The sequence below is a fragment of the Streptomyces sp. NBC_00223 genome, assembly GCF_036199905.1.
Lineage (GTDB): Bacteria > Actinomycetota > Actinomycetes > Streptomycetales > Streptomycetaceae > Actinacidiphila.
Window position 1 is genome coordinate 4,840,530 of the sequence record NZ_CP108109.1, and the last position, 16,158, is coordinate 4,856,687.

Sequence of the window (16,158 nt, forward strand, 5' to 3'; positions counted from 1 at the left end):
CTGCCCCCGCCTGGGGCGGGTTTGGGACCGCCGGTCCGCCCGAGTCCGCTTCCCGCCGCGGCGGCGGGGTGGGGCGCGCCAGGGGCCCCGGGAACGCCCGCCGCGCAGGCGTTCGCGTAGGATTGACGAGAAGGCGTCCGGTACCTCGGGGCAGGACTGGAACGGGAGGCGCAAAAAACAGTGGTCGTTGACGAAAAGCCGGCCCGACTGACCGTCGGAGTCGTCGGAACCGGCCGCGTAGGCCCCGCACTCGCCGCCGCGCTGAAACTCGCCGGCCACCGCCCCGTCGCCGCCTCCGGCGTGTCCGACGCCTCCCGCCGCAGAGCCGAAGCGCTGCTCCCCGGCGTCCCGCTGATGGAACCCGCCGCCGTACTGGCCCGCGCCGACCTCGTCCTGCTCACCGTCCCCGACGACGCGCTCCCCGACCTGGTCGCGGGCCTCGCCCGCACCGGCGCCGTACGCCCCGGCCAACTCCTCGTGCACACCTCCGGCCGCTACGGCGCCGCCGTACTCGACCCCGCCCGCCGCGCCGGGGCCCTGCCCCTCGCGCTGCACCCCGCGATGACCTTCACCGGCACGGCCGTCGACGTCGAGCGCCTGGTCGGCTGCTGCTTCGGCGTCACCGCCCCGGCGGAACTGCGGATGGCCGCCGAAGTCCTCGTCATCGAGATGGGCGCCGAGCCGCAGTGGATCGAGGAGGCCGCCCGCCCGCTCTACCACGCCGCCCTCGCGATCGGCGCGAACCACCTCGTCACCCTGGTGGCCCAGGCGATGGACCTGCTCCGCACCGCCGGCGTCGGCGAACCCGGCCGGATGCTCGGCCCCCTGCTCGGCGCCGCCCTCGACAACGCGCTGCGCTCCGGCGACGCCGCCCTCACCGGCCCGGTGGCCCGCGGCGACGCCGGCACCGTCGCCGCCCACCTCGCGGAGCTGCGCGCGCACGCCCCCGAGAACGTTCCCTCGTACGTGGCCATGGCCCGCGCCACCGCGGACCGCGCCCTGGCCAACGGAATGCTCAAAGCCGAATACGCCGAGGCGCTGCTCGACGCCCTCGCCGACGGAGGGACCCGATGACCCTGCTCGTCCACCGCGCGGACGAACTCGCCCCGGCCGACGCCGTCGTGATGACGATGGGCGCGCTCCACGAGGGCCACGCCGCCCTGATCCGGGCGGCCCGCGCCCACGCGGGCGACAGCGGCCGCGTCACCGTGACCGTCTTCGTCAACCCGCTCCAGTTCGGCCCGAACGAAGACCTCGACCGCTATCCCCGCACCCTGGACGCCGACCTGGAGCTCGCGACGGCGGCCGGGGCCGACACCGTCTTCGCGCCGCCCGCCGACGAGGTGTACCCGGGCGGACAGCCCGAGGTGCGCATAGCCGCCGGCCCCATGGGCGAGCGCTTCGAGGGCGCGTCCCGGCCCGGCCACTTCGACGGCATGCTCACCGTCGTCGCCAAGCTGCTGCACCTGACCCGGCCCGCGGCCGCGTTCTACGGCCAGAAGGACGCCCAGCAGCTCGCGCTGATCCGCCGCATGGTCACCGACCTGAACTTCGGCGTCGAGATCGTCGCCGTACCGACGGTCAGGGAGGGCGACGGCCTCGCGCTGTCCAGCCGCAACCGCTACCTGTCGGAGGCGGAACGTATCTCCGCCCGCGAGCTGTCCCGGGCCCTGTTCACCGGCCGCGAGGCCGCCCCCCGCGGCCCGGCCGCCGCCGTACGGGCCGCCCGCGCCGTGCTGGACGCGGCCGCAGACGCCGAGCCCCCCGTCGCCGTCGACTACCTCGCCCTGATCGACCCCGCCGACTTCACCGAGGCCGCGCCGGACCACACCGGCCCGGCCGTCCTCGCGGTCGCCGCCAAGGTGGGCGGCACCCGTCTGATCGACAACCTTCCCCTGGAGTTCGGAGCCCCCGAATGACCGCGACCCCCGCCGCCCCCGGCGACAGCACCGGCATACGCCTGCACGCCCCCGCCCCCGGCTGGACCCTCGACGCCGACGTCGTGGTGGTCGGCTCCGGCGTGGCGGGGCTGACGGTCGCGCTGCGGTGTGCCGCGTCCGGCGCCAAGGTCACGGTGGTCACGAAGGCGCATCTGGACGACGGCTCCACCCGCTGGGCGCAGGGCGGCATCGCCGCGGCCCTCGGCGAGGGCGACACCCCGGCCCAGCACCTGGACGACACCCTTGTCGCGGGCGCGGGCCTGTGCGACGAGCCGGCCGTACGCGCCCTGGTCACCGAGGGCCCGGCCGCCGTCCGCCGGCTGATCTCGACCGGCGCGCACTTCGACACCGACGCGGACAGCGGCGAGATCCTGCTCACCCGCGAGGGTGGCCACCACCGACGCCGTATCGCCCACGCGGGTGGTGACGCGACCGGCGCCGAGATCTCCCGCGCGCTGATCGAGGCGGTCCGCGCGGCCGGCATCGACTTCGTCGAGAACGCCCTCGTGCTCGACCTGCTCACCGACGCCGAGGGCCGCAGCGCGGGCGTCACCCTGCATGTGATGGGCGAGGGCCGGCGGGACGGGGTGGGCGCGGTACGGGCCCGCGCGGTCGTCCTGGCCACCGGCGGCATGGGCCAGGTCTTCTCCGCGACCACCAACCCCTCGGTGTCGACCGGCGACGGCGTGGCGCTGGCGCTGCGCGCGGGGGCCGAGGTCAGCGACCTGGAGTTCGTGCAGTTCCACCCGACCGTGCTGTGGCTCGGCCCCGACGCGGAGGGTCAGCAGCCGCTGGTGTCCGAGGCGGTCCGGGGCGAGGGCGCCCACCTGGTGGACGCCGACGGGACGCGGTTCATGGTCGGACAGCACGAGCTGGCCGAGCTGGCCCCCCGCGACATCGTCGCCAAGGGCATCACGCGCCGGATGCAGGAGACCGGCGCCGAGCACATGTACCTCGACGCCCGGCACTTCGGCGCCGAGATGTGGGAGCAGCGTTTCCCGACGATCCTCGCCGCCTGCCGGAGCCACGGCATCGACCCGGTGACCGGGCCGATCCCGGTCGCGCCCGCCGCCCACTACGCCTCCGGCGGGGTCCGTACCGACCTCAGCGGCCGTACGACCGTGCCGGGCCTGTACGCGTGCGGCGAGGTCGCCTGCACGGGTGTGCACGGCGCCAACCGGCTCGCCTCGAACTCCCTGCTGGAGGGCCTGGTCTTCGCCGAGCGGATCGCCGCCGACATCCTGGCGGCTCCCGCGAGCCCCGGCGAGCCGGTCGTCCCCGACCCGGCGGGCACCCCGCTGCTGGCCTCCGAGGCGCGCTACCGGATCCAGCGGATCATGACCGCCGGCGCCGGGGTGCTGCGCAGCGCCGACAGCCTGACCGAGGCGGCGGGCGCGCTGGAGCGGCTGCACACCGCGGCGGTGGAGGCGTACGACCGGGACGGCAAGACCGCCGAGCCGTGCGTGGAGACCTGGGAGGCGACCAACCTGGGCCTGGTCGCGCGGGTGCTGGTGGCCGCCGCCCGGCGCCGCGAGGAGACCCGCGGCTGCCACTGGCGCGAGGACCGCCCGGACCGCGACGACCCGCGCTGGCGCCGCCACCTGGTCGTACGTCTGACCCCGCACCGTACGCTCGCCGTCCGCACCACCGACGGGCCCGATTTCCCGGGCACCCGTGCCGTGGAGGGGGTCCGGATCGGGGATGATGGGGCCGCGCCGCACACCGGGCCGGGCAGCGCCGCGCGGCCGGCGCCGCGCACCGCCCCGCCCGCCCCCCACGACCGCGACCGCGCCGCACCCGCTTTGAAGGAGCAGCAGTGACCAGCCCCGACCGACCCCAGCCCGTCTCGCTCCCACTGCCGCAGATCGGCCCGCCCGCTGAGACCGGCGGAGGCTGCGGGGACGGCTGCGGCTGCGGCGACGGACACTTCGACGAGGAGTACGGCCTCGACCCGCTGGAGTGCGGTCTCGACCCGGACCTCGCCCAGCTGCTCGCCGACGCCGGTCTCGACCCCGTACAGGTCGAGGACATCGCGCACCTGGCCATCGAGGAGGACCTCGACCAGGGCGTGGACGTCACCACCGTGGCGACCGTTCCCGAGGACGCCCGCTCGGTCGGCGACTTCGTCGCGCGCGACGCCGGTACGGTCGCCGGGCTGCGGATCGCCGAGGCGGTGCTGTCGGTGGTCTGCACCGACGAGTTCGAGGTCGAGCGGCACGTCGAGGACGGCGACCGGGTGGTGGCCGGGCAGAAGCTGCTGACCGTACGGACCCGCACCCGCGACCTGCTCACCGGCGAGCGCAGCGCGCTCAACCTGCTGTGCCGGCTGTCCGGGATCGCCACGGCCACCCGGGCCTGGGCGGACGTCCTGGAGGGCACCACCACCGTGGTGCGCGACACCCGCAAGACCACGCCGGGGCTGCGCGCGCTGGAGAAGTACGCGGTGCGCTGCGGCGGCGGGATCAACCACCGGATGTCGCTGTCGGACGCGGCGCTGGTCAAGGACAACCACGTGATCGCGGCGGGCGGTGTCGCGCAGGCGTTCAAGCTGGTCCGCGAGGAGTTCCCCGACGTGCCCATCGAGGTCGAGGTGGACACCCTGCACCAGGTGCGCGAGGTGCTGGAGGCCGGGGCCGACCTGATCCTGCTGGACAACTTCACCCCGGCCGAGACCGCCGAGGCCGTCGCGGTCGTCGGCGGCCGGGCCTTCCTGGAGTCCTCCGGCCGGCTCACCCTGGAGACCGCCCGCGCCTACGCGGACACCGGGGTGAACTTCCTGGCGGTGGGCGCGCTCACCCACTCCTCCCCGATCCTGGACATCGGCCTCGACCTGCGAGCGGAAGCGTAGAGGCGGATGCTGCTCACCATCGACGTCGGCAACACCCACACCGTCCTCGGTCTTTTCGACGGCGACGAGATCGTCGAGCACTGGCGGATCTCCACGGACCCGCGCCGCACGGCGGACGAGCTGGCGGTCCTGCTCCAGGGGCTGATGGGCATGCATCCGCTGCTGGGCGACCTCGGGGACGGCATCGACGGCATCTCGATCTGCTCGACGGTGCCCTCGGTGCTGCACGAGCTGCGCGAGGTGACCCGCCGCTACTACGGCGACGTCCCGTCGGTCCTGGTCGAGCCGGGCGTCAAGACGGGCGTGCCGATCCTGGTCGACCACCCCAAGGAGGTCGGCTCCGACCGGATCATCAACTCGCTGGCCGCCGTGCACCTCTACAACGGGCCGTGCATCGTGGTCGACTTCGGCACGGCGACGACCTTCGACGCGGTCTCGGCGCGCGGGGAGTACGTGGGCGGCGCGATCGCCCCCGGCATCGAGATCTCGGTGGACGCGCTCGGGGTGCGCGGCGCCCAGCTGCGCAAGATCGAGCTGGCCCGGCCGCGCAGCGTCATCGGCAAGAACACGATCGAGGCGATGCAGTCCGGCATCCTCTACGGTTTCGCCGGCCAGGCCGACGGCATCGCCGAGCGGATGGCCCGCGAGCTGGCCGACGACCCCGACGACGTGACGGTCATCGCCACGGGCGGTCTGGCCCCGCTGGTGCTGGGCGAGGCGTCCATCATCGACGCGCACGAGCCCTGGCTGACGCTGATCGGCCTCCGCCTGGTCTACGAACGCAACGTCTCCCCGTCCTGAGCCCCTGCCCCTCCCGGGGGCCCGGATCACCGGGAGAGGGCGGGGCGCCCGGTCGTGAGGGCGTACGGACAGGCCCGACGCACCGCGTATATCGCGTTACGCGATGTTTGTCCTCTTAGCACTTAAAGTCCATGCATGCCCACGCCCCACGGAACCCGCGGCGGAATGGCGTTCAGCGCGGACGAACTGCGCGTGCTGCGACGCGCGCTCGCGGAGGTGCTGCACCCCAGCCGTACCGCAGACGCCGCCGCGGCCACGGTCGCCGCCGTCGTCGCACCCCGCTCGGCCGAGTACGTTCGGGACTGTCTCCGGCTCACGGAGGCGGTCGACGAGGCGGTACGGGAGGCGGGCCGGCTGCACGCCTTCCTCCTGGACGAGCTGCGCCGCTACCGACAGGCGCTGCCCGGCACCGCGAGCGGCTACCTGGAACGCCTGACCGCCGCGCTCGCCGACGGCTACCCACCCGGGCCGGACGACCTGGCCGCGTTGCGCCGCCTGCGCGCGCTGCCCTGCACCGGCCCGGAGTACCACCGGCGCACCCGACTGCTGCGCCGCTGCGAAACCCTCGCGGAGAACGACGTCCGACTGCGCCTGGAGGCCCATATGTCCGCGCCGCGCCGCCTGCTGACCCTGCCCGGGCTCGCCGACGAGCCGAAGCCGGAGGAGAAGCCGGACAAGCCCGCGCCGAAGCCCGGCACCCCGGCGACTCCCGAGACCCCGAGCCGCCCGATTCCCACCCCCGGCGAGATCTGGCCCCCGCACCGCCGCAAGCGGACCGCCCCCAAGCCCGAGGAGACCGCCCGCAGCGCCTGAGACGGGCGACCGTCCGCAGTGCCCGAGCCGCCGGGGACGCCCCCGGCGGCTCGGCCCGCTTTCGGGCCGGTCAGTCCGTCACCGACCCTCTGACCAGCCGCAGCGCCTGGGCCAGCCGGTCGGTGAGGTCGAAGAGCTCGTCGGAGTAGGCCAGCGCCCGCCAGCTGACCATCAGCAGCACCGCGGAGCCGATCTCCGGCGGCCGGGCCGCGTACGCGCAGGTCTGGAGGATCGTGCCGGGCCCGGCGACGTCCGCGCCAGGGCCCATGCCCCGGTCCACGTACTGGTGGCAGACCCGGACGGCGGGCCCGATCGGCAGGTCGCCGTACTCCGTCTCGGGCCGGTTCACCGAACGCTCGGTGGGCGTGGCCAGGAATTCGGCCATCCGCTCGACGGTCACCTCGGGCAGCTCGTCGTCCGGGTCGAGGTTCGACACCTCGATCCGGGCCAGCTCGCCGAGCGTCGGGTCGGGGCAGAAGAAGAACGCGCTGACCGGGTTGCGCATACGCGCGTCCAGCGTCGCCTCCGTCAGCGCGTCGGCCAGGTCGTCCACCAACTCGTCGGGCGTTTCCGGGCCCAGCTGCCCCCGCGCCGCCTTCCGCGCCCACGGCCCGGGGTCGGGCTCGTCGTGCACCGGCAGGACGACCGCCCCGCGCGGAACGCCGAAGTACACCGTCCAGTCGTCATGCCCTGTCACCATCACGCCATCCACTGCGGGGTCGTGGCGACCGTGTCGAAGCCGCCCGACCGGCGCCGCCGCCGGTTGCTCCAGGGGGCGGAGAACGTCGGCGGCGGGCGCGGCGGGCGGTTCGCGATCGCGCGTGCGAAGTCGAGGCGAGCCCATCGGCAGGGCGTCACCGACTGCTCACGGTAGTGGCCCCGCGGCGCCGGCCCGGCCGGAAGGCCCGCCTCCGCCCCCACACGACGCCGGTTCCGCGCGACCGGCGGGCGGGACCGGCGCCGATGGGTACGGCGGCCGGTTCGGTCCCGCGCGACCGGCGGGCGGCGAGATCCGGCCACCGGGCGACCGGGCCGGCTCCGCCGCCGTCGCTCAGGGCTCGTCCTTGCGGCGGCCCGCGGCCGCCACCGCCCCCGCCGCCGTGGCGAGCAGGGCGATCCCCGCCCCGGCCGCGACGAGGCGGCTGATCCGGCCCAGGGTCCGTTTGGCGCCGAGGACGGGCGCCAGACGGCCTCCGGGGTCGTATACGACCTGGACGGTCGCGCCCGTGTCGCCCGCGCACGTCCGGTCGTCCTGGTCCACCTGCCGCGTGGAGCCGTCCGGCAGCCGCACCCGGCAGTAGGCCACCCGGCTGCCGCGCGCCGCCCACGCCGGGGACGGCGGCTCCAGCGTGGCGGCGACCTGCTTGCCGCGGGCCGCGAGATACCACTGCGGGGCGCTCAGGAACGAGGTGAAGTACAGCACGGCCACCGCGGACAGGCTCAGCAGGACGGCGGCCTCCCGGCCGCGCGACTGCGGGGTCCTGATCACCAGGAACACCATCCCGCCCGCGCCCAGGGCGGCGATCAGCAGGCCGAGCGGCCGGTCGACCAGCACCGTGGTGGCCAGCACGGCCGCCAGTCCCACGACCGCGCCCAGCACGACCAGCCCCCACCCCGTGGCGACCTCCTTGCGGAGCGAGGGGGAGCTGTCGGTGGTGAGTCTGCCCTCGGCCGGTACGACCCCGAACTCGGTGACGATGTGCCGGACCTGCCGCTCGCCCTGCTCGGTCGAGGCCAGCCCGCGCAGCCTCGGCAGGTCGAAGCCCGCCGCCGCGAGCGACTTGCGGGCCTTCGCGGAGAGCCCGTCGAGCAGCGCCCCGACCGGCTCCTGGTCCCGTTCCGCCATGGTGCAGACGCCCTTTCGAACCTACGTGTCCCCGGATCCGGTACCGGCGTGTCCGGCGGCCCCGCTCAGCCGATGACGGCCGCCCTGGCCAGATTGGACCACCGGGCCGCCGACGGCAGCGTCTGACGTGCCGTGAGCGGCGCGCACCCACCGATCGCCACGGTCCTGAACCGCGTCGCGCCGACTGTGTGTAGCGGGCGCACGCTCTCGGGCGGGGCCTGTCGGGCTTCTCATCGGCGTCCGGCTTTCTTCCGTGACCCGTGCCCGGCAACTCGCCCGGCGTCGGAATCCGGGGCCGTCGCCGTACACCGCATTGCGCGGATTCCCGGCCCGGTTCCCGATCAGCGCGGTGGTGTCACACGGTTGCGTGCGGAGCACAGCGACCTCGTAGGGTTCACCCGGCACCGGCCCGTCCCGGTACCGACGCCGACATCCGCCGGCATCGGCTCGGACACATTCAGGTGATCTCCCATGACCCGAGAGTGTGAACCGCCCGCGCGGGGACGGACAACAGGGGCGGGCAAAAGCGTCTTCGACGGCGTGGCTACGCTGGGCGGTATGGACTACGTTTCCGCGATCGTGCCGCCGCTGGTGATGGCGGTCTTCTTCATCGGCCTCATCGTGACCATCATCAAGAATCAGGGCGGTGCCAACAAGGCGAAGGAGGACGCGGCCGTCGACGCCGCGTTCGCCCGTGCCGAAGCGGCGAATCGGTCGGCCGTCGAGGAGAGCTGAGCAGGACCGCGCAACTCCGGAAAGCGGCAATTCGGGCATTTATCATTGTGGGCCCGTAGTATTTCCGGTGTGCCCCGACCACTGGGAGAGCTCGAAGACGCCGTGATGACCCGGGTGTGGGAGTGGAACCGCCCGGTCACCGTTCGTGAGGTTCTGGAGGATCTCGCGCAGGATCGTTCCATCGCGTACACAACGGTGATGACCGTAATGGACAACCTGCGGCAGAAGGGCTGGCTGCGCCGCACGGCGGAAGGCCGCGCTTATCGCTATGAGGCGGTTTCGACGAGAGCGGCATACTCGGCCGCACTGATGAACGAGGGATGGGCCGCGAGCGACAACCCCGCGGCGGCCCTCGTGCACTTCTTCGGCATGATGACCCCGGAACAGCGGGAAGCGGTGCGCGACGCATTGCGCATCATCCAGTCCGTGGACCCCTCCGGGTCGGAGGAACCCGAAGGGCGATAGCGTCCGCCCATGCCCCTCATGTCGAATGACGTCACCATCCGCAGGGCCCGCACGGGCGATGTGATCGCCCTACGGCGGCTGCTGGACTCCTATGTCCGCGACGGCATCCTGCTCGACAAGGCGACCGTGACGCTTTATGAGGACATCCAGGAGTTCTGGGTGGCGGAACGCGACGAGGACGCGAGTGTCGTCGCTTGCGGCGCGCTGCATGTGATGTGGGAGGACCTGGCCGAGGTCAGAACGCTCGCGGTGGACCCCGCGATGCGCGGCAAGGGGGTCGGCCACCAGTTGCTCGCGAAGTTGCTGCAGACCGCCCGCTGGCTCGGCGTCAGGCGTATTTTCTGCCTCACCTTCGAAGTGGACTTCTTCGCCAAGCACGGCTTCGTCGAGATCGGCGAGACCCCGGTGGACGGCGATGTCTTCGGGGAGCTGCTGCGTTCCAATGACGAGGGTGTCGCGGAGTTCCTCGACCTGGAGCGAGTGAAACCCAACACCTTGGGTAACAGTCGCATGCTACTGCAACTCTGAGTGATCCGGTTTGTCCGGATCGCGCTACCTCGTACGATCCTCTTCGCGCACCTCTTCGCGCAAGGGGTTTGTGTTTTCCGGGGAAAGACGCTTTGCTTTTACCGTTAATCCGTTTTCGATGAAAGGGAAGCCGGTGGCACAGAAGGTTCAGGTCCTTCTTGTTGACGACCTCGACGGTGGCGAGGCCGACGAGACCGTGACGTTCGCACTCGACGGTGTGACGTATGAGATCGACCTCACCACGGAGAATGCCGACAAGCTGCGCGGGTTGCTCAACCCGTACACGGACAGTGGCCGCCGCACCGGCGGGCGCGCCGGGCGCGGGCGTACCAAGGCCGTCCGCGGCAGTGGCGGCTCCGGTCCCGACACGGCGAAGATCCGCGCCTGGGCGAAGGAGAAGGGCTACGAGGTCAACGACCGCGGCCGCGTCCCCGCGACCATCCGTGAGGCGTACGAGAAGGCCCACGGCTGATTCTGGCCACGGGCCCGCAGGGTGATCCGATGGCATGCCGTTGCCAGGGCTGCCACCAGCGCCGGCAGACCGATGGTGACCCCCGTTCCATCGGCCTGGCCCGCCACACGCAGCGCGGGCACGGCGGACTCCACGTCGAAACCCGGCCGGGGCGGCCGCAGCCACACCGGTGCCGACCGGTCGTACGCGGCCTCCCGGCGGCCCCACTCGGGGTGGGCCGGGGCGCGCATGTGCTGTCCGGAGCCGAGGGCGGACAGATCCAGTGGGATACCGCCCCACTCCAGCCATTCGAGCAGCCCCGGCAACTCCTCCGCGGAGCCGGCGGCGACCAGCAGCCGGATGCGATGGCCGTCCAGGGCCACCGGCCCCAGCTGGTCCGGCCGGGAGAACCGGCTCAGCATCGCGAACCCGGCCTCCGCGGGAACGTCCAGTGCGTCGAACCGCACCCCTGTGACCAGACCCGGGGGCAGCGATCCCGTGACCGGCCACCCCAGCTCGTGCTCGTACCAGCCCATGTCGAGTGCAACTGCCGGACGGGGCAAGGGTTACGGACGGTTGGGTGATGAATACGTCATGTCACCGGACGGCCGGACCCCGGCACCCGGCCGGCGGCACCGGCACGGACGGCCGTACGGGCGCGGCACCGCACGCGGGAGGACCCCCGCGACCCTCGCGTGAAGTTGTTCGCCCTTAGCGCACTCCGGAAGTCCTCCGGGGGGTGGATTGTCGGCGACCGAGGGTAAGAAGTACCTAGTGGGAAGGGCTGGTGTTCGATCAGGCGGGGCGGGCGTTCGCCACGGGCGTACTTGATAAAGGGGCGTTTGCCTGGCCTGGGGGAACATCGTCTCGCACCATCGAGGTTGTGGGAGTGACGTCAGCCGGTAGCGCAGCTTTCCCCGCGAGAGCGAGGAGTGATACGTGAGCGGCGCCGCTGTGCGGGACTAGCATGCGGAAGGACAGGGAGGGGACCGCCCCCTCACTGCCCGACCGCTCTGAGGAGCGATTAACGATGTTCGAGAGGTTCACCGACCGCGCGCGGCGGGTTGTCGTCCTGGCTCAGGAAGAAGCCCGGATGCTCAACCACAACTACATCGGCACCGAGCACATCCTCCTGGGCCTGATCCACGAGGGTGAGGGTGTCGCCGCTAAGGCCCTGGAGAGCCTCGGGATTTCGCTCGAGGCGGTCCGTCAGCAGGTGGAGGAGATCATCGGTCAGGGCCAGCAGGCCCCGTCCGGGCACATCCCCTTCACCCCCCGGGCCAAGAAGGTCCTGGAGCTGTCGCTCCGCGAGGCCCTTCAGCTCGGCCACAACTACATCGGCACCGAGCACATCCTGCTCGGCCTGATCCGCGAGGGCGAGGGCGTCGCCGCCCAGGTCCTGGTGAAGCTGGGCGCCGATCTCAACCGGGTCAGGCAGCAGGTCATCCAGCTGCTCTCCGGTTACTCCGGCGGGAAGGAGTCGGCCACGGCCGGCGGGCCGGCCGAGGGCACCCCCTCGACCTCGCTCGTCCTGGACCAGTTCGGCCGCAACCTCACCCAGGCCGCTCGTGAGACCAAGCTCGACCCGGTGATCGGGCGCGAGAAGGAGATCGAGCGGGTCATGCAGGTGCTGTCCCGCCGTACCAAGAACAACCCCGTCCTGATCGGCGAGCCCGGCGTCGGCAAGACCGCCGTCGTCGAGGGCCTGGCCCAGGCGATCGTCAAGGGCGAGGTGCCCGAGACGCTCAAGGACAAGCAGCTCTACACCCTTGACCTCGGCGCCCTGGTGGCCGGCTCCCGGTACCGCGGTGACTTCGAGGAGCGCCTGAAGAAGGTGCTCAAGGAGATCCGCACCCGCGGCGACATCATCCTGTTCATCGACGAGCTGCACACCCTGGTCGGCGCGGGCGCCGCCGAGGGTGCGATCGACGCGGCCTCGATCCTCAAGCCGATGCTGGCCCGGGGTGAGCTCCAGACCATCGGCGCCACCACGCTCGACGAGTACCGCAAGTACCTGGAGAAGGACGCGGCCCTTGAGCGCCGCTTCCAGCCCATCCAGGTCGCCGAGCCGTCGCTGCCGCACACCATCGAGATCCTCAAGGGCCTGCGGGACCGCTACGAGGCGCACCACCGGGTGTCCATCACCGACGAGGCCCTGGTGCAGGCGGCCACGCTGGCCGACCGCTACATCTCGGACCGCTTCCTGCCGGACAAGGCGATCGACCTGATCGACGAGGCCGGCTCCCGGATGCGCATCCGCCGGATGACCGCGCCGCCGGACCTCCGCGAGTTCGACGAGAAGATCGCCGACGTGCGCCGCGAGAAGGAGTCCGCGATCGACTCGCAGGACTTCGAGAAGGCCGCCTCCCTGCGGGACAACGAGAAGCAGCTGCTCGCCGCGAAGGCCAAGCGGGAGAAGGAGTGGAAGGCCGGCGACATGGACGTCGTCGCCGAGGTCGACGGCGAGCTGATCGCCGAAGTCCTGGCCACCGCCACCGGCATCCCGGTCTTCAAGCTGACCGAGGAGGAGTCCTCCCGGCTGCTGCGCATGGAGGACGAGCTCCACAAGCGCGTCATCGGCCAGAAGGACGCCGTCAAGGCGCTCTCCAAGGCCATCCGCCGCACCCGTGCGGGTCTGAAGGACCCCAAGCGTCCCGGTGGCTCGTTCATCTTCGCCGGCCCGTCCGGCGTCGGTAAGACCGAGCTGTCCAAGGCGCTCGCCGAGTTCCTGTTCGGCGACGAGGACGCGCTGATCTCCCTCGACATGTCGGAGTTCAGCGAGAAGCACACCGTCTCCCGGCTCTTCGGCTCCCCGCCCGGCTACGTCGGCTACGAGGAGGGCGGCCAGCTCACCGAGAAGGTGCGCCGCAAGCCGTTCTCCGTCGTGCTCTTCGACGAGGTCGAGAAGGCCCACCCCGACATCTTCAACAGCCTGTTGCAGATCCTGGAGGACGGTCGGCTGACCGACTCCCAAGGCCGGGTCGTGGACTTCAAGAACACGGTGATCATCATGACCACCAACCTCGGCACCCGGGACATCTCCAAGGGGTTCAACCTCGGCTTCGCCGCCCAGGGCGACACCAAGACCGGGTACGAGCGGATGAAGAACAAGGTCAGCGACGAGCTCAAGCAGCACTTCCGGCCGGAGTTCCTCAACCGTGTGGACGACGTCATCGTCTTCCCGCAGCTGACCCAGGACGACATCCTTCAGATCGTCGACCTGATGATCGGCCGGGTGGACGAGCGGCTCCGCGACCGCGACATGGGCATCGAACTCAGCTCCGAGGCCAAGGTGCTGCTCTCCAAGCACGGCTACGACCCGGTGCTCGGCGCCCGGCCGCTGCGTCGGACGATCCAGCGCGAGATCGAGGACTCGCTCTCCGAGAAGATCCTCTTCGGCGAGCTGCGTCCCGGTCACATCGTCGTCGTGGACGTCGAGGGCGAGGGGGAGAACGCGAAGTTCACCTTCCGCGGCGAGGAGAAGGTCACTGTGGCCGACACCCCGCCGGTCGAGACGGCGGGCGGACCGAACCTCTCCAAGGAGGCGTAACGCCTCCGGCGCGGTAAGCACGACCACGGGCTCGGCCCCGGACCTACAGGTCCGGGGCCGAGCCCGTTTCTTCGTCCAGGACGGTCACCGTGACGTGCGGGATGCGGTCCGCGTTGAGGACCGCGACAGACGAGGGCAACGCCACCTTGGTGAGCCGGGTCAGCCCGGCCAGCGGCGCGAGGTCGACGGACATGGCGCCGGTCGGCAGCAAAGACAGCTGGCTCAGTGAGGGGAAAAGCCGGGCCACCGTGCCGTGGTGACCGCGAGCCACTGGACGAGCGTGGTCTTGCCCGACCCGGCGACCCCGCGCAGCAGCACCCGGTCGTGCCCGGCGAGCGCCTGCTCGGCCGGCTAGCGGGCCGGAAGGGGGCCTTCGCAGGCCCAGAGCGGCGTCCCCCGCGCCGGGCAGGAAACCGGCGAGCACCCCGGCGGCCACCGCCTCCTCGATCGTCCCGGACCGGCCGGTCGGCGCGGCCTCCAGGCTGTAGTACGCGGCGTCCAGCGGCCAGGTGGCCCGCTTGCGGTCGGTGAGGTCGAGGCCGAAGATCCGCAGGGTGCCGTGCCGTGTGGCGAGGTAGGTGCCGTAGCGGTGCTCGAACTCGGCCGTCTCGTCCGTGAGCTGTCCGGGCGGGCTGGTCAGCCGGGGGACCCGCAGGTCGTGGGCGGCCCGCCCCGGCTTTCGTCCGCCGTCGCGGGCGGCCCGCCGGCCCACCCCGCGGGCGCGGTGTCGGGCTCACTCGTAGCTCAGCGCGGCGCCGCCGCCGTCGCGGGGGGCGCCGATCTCCAGGTAGGTGCCGGTGGCCGCGTCCTTGGGGCGGAGCGTGAAGGAGACCGTGTGGGTGCGGCCGGAGCTGCGCTCCGCCTCGCCGCCCACCTCCACGACCCACGCCTTGACGCCCCCGCTCCCGGTCCTGGTCCGCTGGAGCTGCACGGCGAACTCCATGTGGATCTCGCCGACCTCGAACCGTACGGCCTGGCCGACGCCGCGGGCCGCGCCCGTGATCAGGCCCTGGCGGACGGCCTCGACCGCGTCGGCCAGCTCGATTCCGGTGATGTCGGCGAGCGCGTCGTCGTGTGCCGGCATGGCCGTGGCCCCCCTCTGAGTCAGGGCATCCCACCGTACCCGGGTGAGGTGTCCCACGTGACGCGGACCACTTACTAACCGGAATAGTGGACGGCCCCCGGGGTTGCGGCGGGGGGTGCGCGGCGCATGGCGGAGGCGCGGGCCGACTGCGCCGTATGTCCGACTTGAGCCCACCTGCACCGATTCGCATATCGGACTTCAGGGATGTTTTCGCGGGGTGGATCGGGGAAGTCCGAGCCGTTCCGGCTACGACCTCGCCTAGTAAGGGGGGTCCTTGTCGGCGGGTGGGAGCCCGGGTTACCAAGGATCTGCGACGGGCCGCAGCCGGAACGTCGCTCCCCCACCCAGGAGGTCATTCTCTCCATGCGTATGAACACGACGAAGAAGAACCGCAGCCACAAGTCCATCACCCGCGGCCGTGTCGCCGTGGTGACCGGAGGACTGGTCGCGGCAATCGCGCTCGGCTCCACGGCGGCGCTGGCCGCCGACGGCCAGCACGAGGGCTTCCTCGCCGCGGGATCCGCGAGCAGTGTCTCCCAGACGGTGCAGAAGCAGGCGACCGACCAGAAGGCCGCCGCCACGAAGGCCGAGGCGAAGAAGCAGACCGACGCCGAGCACCGCAAGGCCGAGGCCGACGCCAAGAAGCGCGCCGAGGCGAAGGCCGCCGCCGACCGCAAGGCCCGTGCCAAGGGCTGGGTCACCCCGACCACCGGTTACGTGCTCGGCGCGGGCTACGCCCAGGCCGGCCCGCACTGGGCCCACACCCACTCCGGTCAGGACTTCGTCGTGCCCACCGGCACCACCGTCCGGGCCGTCCACAGCGGCACCGTCGTGACGGCGGGCTGGGGTGGCGCGTACGGCAACAACATCGTGATCAAGCACGCCGACCACCTGTACTCGCAGTACGGCCACCTGTCGAAGATAGGTGTCACGGTCGGCGAGCACGTGAACACCGGCGAGACGATCGGCAAGTCCGGTTCCACCGGCAACTCGACCGGCCCGCACCTGCACTTCGAGGTCCGTACGACGCCGTACTACGGCTCCTCCGTCGAGCCGCTGCACTTCCTGCGGACGCACGGCGTCAACCCGTAAGGCGG

General features: G+C 72.1%; 17 protein-coding genes and 1 pseudogene. 12 read left to right on the forward strand and 6 right to left on the reverse strand.

The features are described from left to right. Positions 1–180 precede the first annotated feature (180 nt). The 6 genes from OHA30_RS20435 (at position 181) to OHA30_RS20460 (ending at position 6,402) form a co-directional block, all read left to right on the forward strand. Positions 181–1,074, forward strand: a complete 894-nt coding sequence (locus tag OHA30_RS20435) for a Rossmann-like and DUF2520 domain-containing protein (RefSeq protein WP_328915311.1) — start codon at positions 181–183, stop codon at positions 1,072–1,074. Further along, entirely contained in the window at positions 1,071–1,919 is an 849-nt protein-coding gene (gene panC, locus OHA30_RS20440; RefSeq protein WP_328915312.1) for a pantoate--beta-alanine ligase, read from the forward strand. The genes OHA30_RS20435 and panC overlap by 4 nt, the downstream gene beginning before the upstream one ends. Next, on the forward strand, positions 1,916–3,760 hold the full coding sequence (locus tag OHA30_RS20445; RefSeq protein WP_405785532.1) for an L-aspartate oxidase: 1,845 nt from the start codon (positions 1,916–1,918) through the stop codon (positions 3,758–3,760). The genes panC and OHA30_RS20445 overlap by 4 nt, the downstream gene beginning before the upstream one ends. Next, the gene (gene nadC / locus OHA30_RS20450) at positions 3,757–4,788 is read left to right on the forward strand and encodes a carboxylating nicotinate-nucleotide diphosphorylase (RefSeq protein WP_328915313.1); all 1,032 of its coding nucleotides are present in this window, start codon (positions 3,757–3,759) and stop codon (positions 4,786–4,788) included. Before OHA30_RS20445 ends, nadC begins: the two co-directional genes overlap by 4 nt. Positions 4,789–4,794: 6 nt before the next feature. Beyond that, the gene (locus OHA30_RS20455; RefSeq protein ID WP_328915314.1) at positions 4,795–5,589 is read left to right on the forward strand and encodes a type III pantothenate kinase; all 795 of its coding nucleotides are present in this window, start codon (positions 4,795–4,797) and stop codon (positions 5,587–5,589) included. A gap of 135 nt (positions 5,590–5,724) precedes the next feature. Then, on the forward strand, positions 5,725–6,402 hold the full coding sequence (locus tag OHA30_RS20460; RefSeq protein WP_328915315.1) for a hypothetical protein: 678 nt from the start codon (positions 5,725–5,727) through the stop codon (positions 6,400–6,402). 70 nt (positions 6,403–6,472) lie between these two features. On the opposite strand, the gene OHA30_RS20465 is transcribed toward OHA30_RS20460, so the two are convergent. Both OHA30_RS20465 and OHA30_RS20470 read right to left on the reverse strand, forming a co-directional pair. After that, entirely contained in the window at positions 6,473–7,102 is a 630-nt protein-coding gene (locus OHA30_RS20465) for a hypothetical protein (RefSeq protein WP_328915316.1), read from the reverse strand. Between the two features lie 351 nt (positions 7,103–7,453). Next, the gene (locus tag OHA30_RS20470) at positions 7,454–8,248 is read right to left on the reverse strand and encodes a hypothetical protein (protein WP_328915317.1); all 795 of its coding nucleotides are present in this window, start codon (positions 8,246–8,248) and stop codon (positions 7,454–7,456) included. A 558-nt stretch (positions 8,249–8,806) separates the two neighbouring features. Between OHA30_RS20470 and OHA30_RS20475 the strand changes: the two genes are divergently transcribed. The 4 genes from OHA30_RS20475 (at position 8,807) to OHA30_RS20490 (ending at position 10,448) form a co-directional block, all read left to right on the forward strand. Then, positions 8,807–8,983 (forward strand): hypothetical protein, encoded by a 177-nt coding sequence (locus tag OHA30_RS20475; RefSeq protein ID WP_328915318.1) that lies wholly within the window; start codon positions 8,807–8,809, stop codon positions 8,981–8,983. A 69-nt stretch (positions 8,984–9,052) separates the two neighbouring features. Then, positions 9,053–9,448, forward strand: coding sequence for a BlaI/MecI/CopY family transcriptional regulator (locus tag OHA30_RS20480; RefSeq protein WP_328915319.1), 396 nt, complete (start codon positions 9,053–9,055; stop codon positions 9,446–9,448). A gap of 9 nt (positions 9,449–9,457) precedes the next feature. Further along, positions 9,458–9,976, forward strand: a complete 519-nt coding sequence (locus OHA30_RS20485) for an amino-acid N-acetyltransferase (RefSeq protein ID WP_328915320.1) — start codon at positions 9,458–9,460, stop codon at positions 9,974–9,976. Positions 9,977–10,109: 133 nt separating this feature from the next. After that, positions 10,110–10,448: a histone-like nucleoid-structuring protein Lsr2 gene (locus OHA30_RS20490; protein WP_328915321.1), complete on the forward strand. Its 339-nt coding sequence runs from the start codon at positions 10,110–10,112 to the stop codon at positions 10,446–10,448. Here the strand turns inward: OHA30_RS20490 and OHA30_RS20495 are convergent. After that, positions 10,379–10,963, reverse strand: coding sequence for an SCO3374 family protein (locus OHA30_RS20495; protein WP_328915322.1), 585 nt, complete (start codon positions 10,961–10,963; stop codon positions 10,379–10,381). The two genes, OHA30_RS20490 and OHA30_RS20495, sit on opposite strands and share 70 nt — an antisense overlap. Before the next feature lie 494 nt (positions 10,964–11,457). On the opposite strand from OHA30_RS20495, the gene OHA30_RS20500 reads away from it, so the two are divergent. Continuing rightward, the gene (locus OHA30_RS20500; RefSeq protein WP_328915323.1) at positions 11,458–13,977 is read left to right on the forward strand and encodes an ATP-dependent Clp protease ATP-binding subunit; all 2,520 of its coding nucleotides are present in this window, start codon (positions 11,458–11,460) and stop codon (positions 13,975–13,977) included. Between the two features lie 43 nt (positions 13,978–14,020). Here the strand turns inward: OHA30_RS20500 and OHA30_RS20505 are convergent, their stop codons facing one another. The 3 genes and pseudogenes from OHA30_RS20505 to OHA30_RS20515 all read right to left on the reverse strand — a co-directional run bounded on the left by OHA30_RS20505 (position 14,021) and on the right by OHA30_RS20515 (position 15,061). Next, positions 14,021–14,170, reverse strand: a complete 150-nt coding sequence (locus OHA30_RS20505) for a hypothetical protein (RefSeq protein WP_328915324.1) — start codon at positions 14,168–14,170, stop codon at positions 14,021–14,023. A gap of 53 nt (positions 14,171–14,223) precedes the next feature. After that, positions 14,224–14,338, reverse strand: a pseudogene (locus OHA30_RS34060) (NACHT domain-containing protein); the annotation flags it as partial. A gap of 372 nt (positions 14,339–14,710) precedes the next feature. Then, positions 14,711–15,061 (reverse strand): trypco2 family protein, encoded by a 351-nt coding sequence (locus OHA30_RS20515; protein ID WP_328915325.1) that lies wholly within the window; start codon positions 15,059–15,061, stop codon positions 14,711–14,713. Positions 15,062–15,424: 363 nt separating this feature from the next. Here OHA30_RS20515 and OHA30_RS20520 point away from each other — a divergent pair, with 363 nt between their 5' ends. After that, positions 15,425–16,153, forward strand: a complete 729-nt coding sequence (locus OHA30_RS20520; protein ID WP_328915326.1) for a M23 family metallopeptidase — start codon at positions 15,425–15,427, stop codon at positions 16,151–16,153. The last annotated feature ends 5 nt before the right edge of the window (positions 16,154–16,158 follow it).

Bases quoted from the DNA above. Each gene is read 5' to 3' on its own strand.
- panC (WP_328915312.1), top strand. From the start codon at position 1,071: ATGACCCTGCTCGTCCACCGCGCGGACGAACTCGCCCCGGCCGACGCC.
- OHA30_RS20445 (WP_405785532.1), top strand. From the start codon at position 1,916: ATGACCGCGACCCCCGCCGCCCCCGGCGACAGCACCGGCATACGCCTG.
- OHA30_RS20455 (WP_328915314.1), top strand. From the start codon at position 4,795: ATGCTGCTCACCATCGACGTCGGCAACACCCACACCGTCCTCGGTCTT.
- OHA30_RS20460 (WP_328915315.1), top strand. From the start codon at position 5,725: ATGCCCACGCCCCACGGAACCCGCGGCGGAATGGCGTTCAGCGCGGAC.
- OHA30_RS20465 (WP_328915316.1), bottom strand. From the start codon at position 7,102: ATGGTGACAGGGCATGACGACTGGACGGTGTACTTCGGCGTTCCGCGC.
- OHA30_RS20470 (WP_328915317.1), bottom strand. From the start codon at position 8,248: ATGGCGGAACGGGACCAGGAGCCGGTCGGGGCGCTGCTCGACGGGCTC.
- OHA30_RS20475 (WP_328915318.1), top strand. From the start codon at position 8,807: ATGGACTACGTTTCCGCGATCGTGCCGCCGCTGGTGATGGCGGTCTTC.
- OHA30_RS20485 (WP_328915320.1), top strand. From the start codon at position 9,458: ATGCCCCTCATGTCGAATGACGTCACCATCCGCAGGGCCCGCACGGGC.
- OHA30_RS20495 (WP_328915322.1), bottom strand. From the start codon at position 10,963: ATGGGCTGGTACGAGCACGAGCTGGGGTGGCCGGTCACGGGATCGCTG.
- OHA30_RS20500 (WP_328915323.1), top strand. From the start codon at position 11,458: ATGTTCGAGAGGTTCACCGACCGCGCGCGGCGGGTTGTCGTCCTGGCT.
- OHA30_RS20505 (WP_328915324.1), bottom strand. From the start codon at position 14,170: ATGTCCGTCGACCTCGCGCCGCTGGCCGGGCTGACCCGGCTCACCAAG.
- OHA30_RS20515 (WP_328915325.1), bottom strand. From the start codon at position 15,061: ATGCCGGCACACGACGACGCGCTCGCCGACATCACCGGAATCGAGCTG.
- OHA30_RS20520 (WP_328915326.1), top strand. From the start codon at position 15,425: ATGCGTATGAACACGACGAAGAAGAACCGCAGCCACAAGTCCATCACC.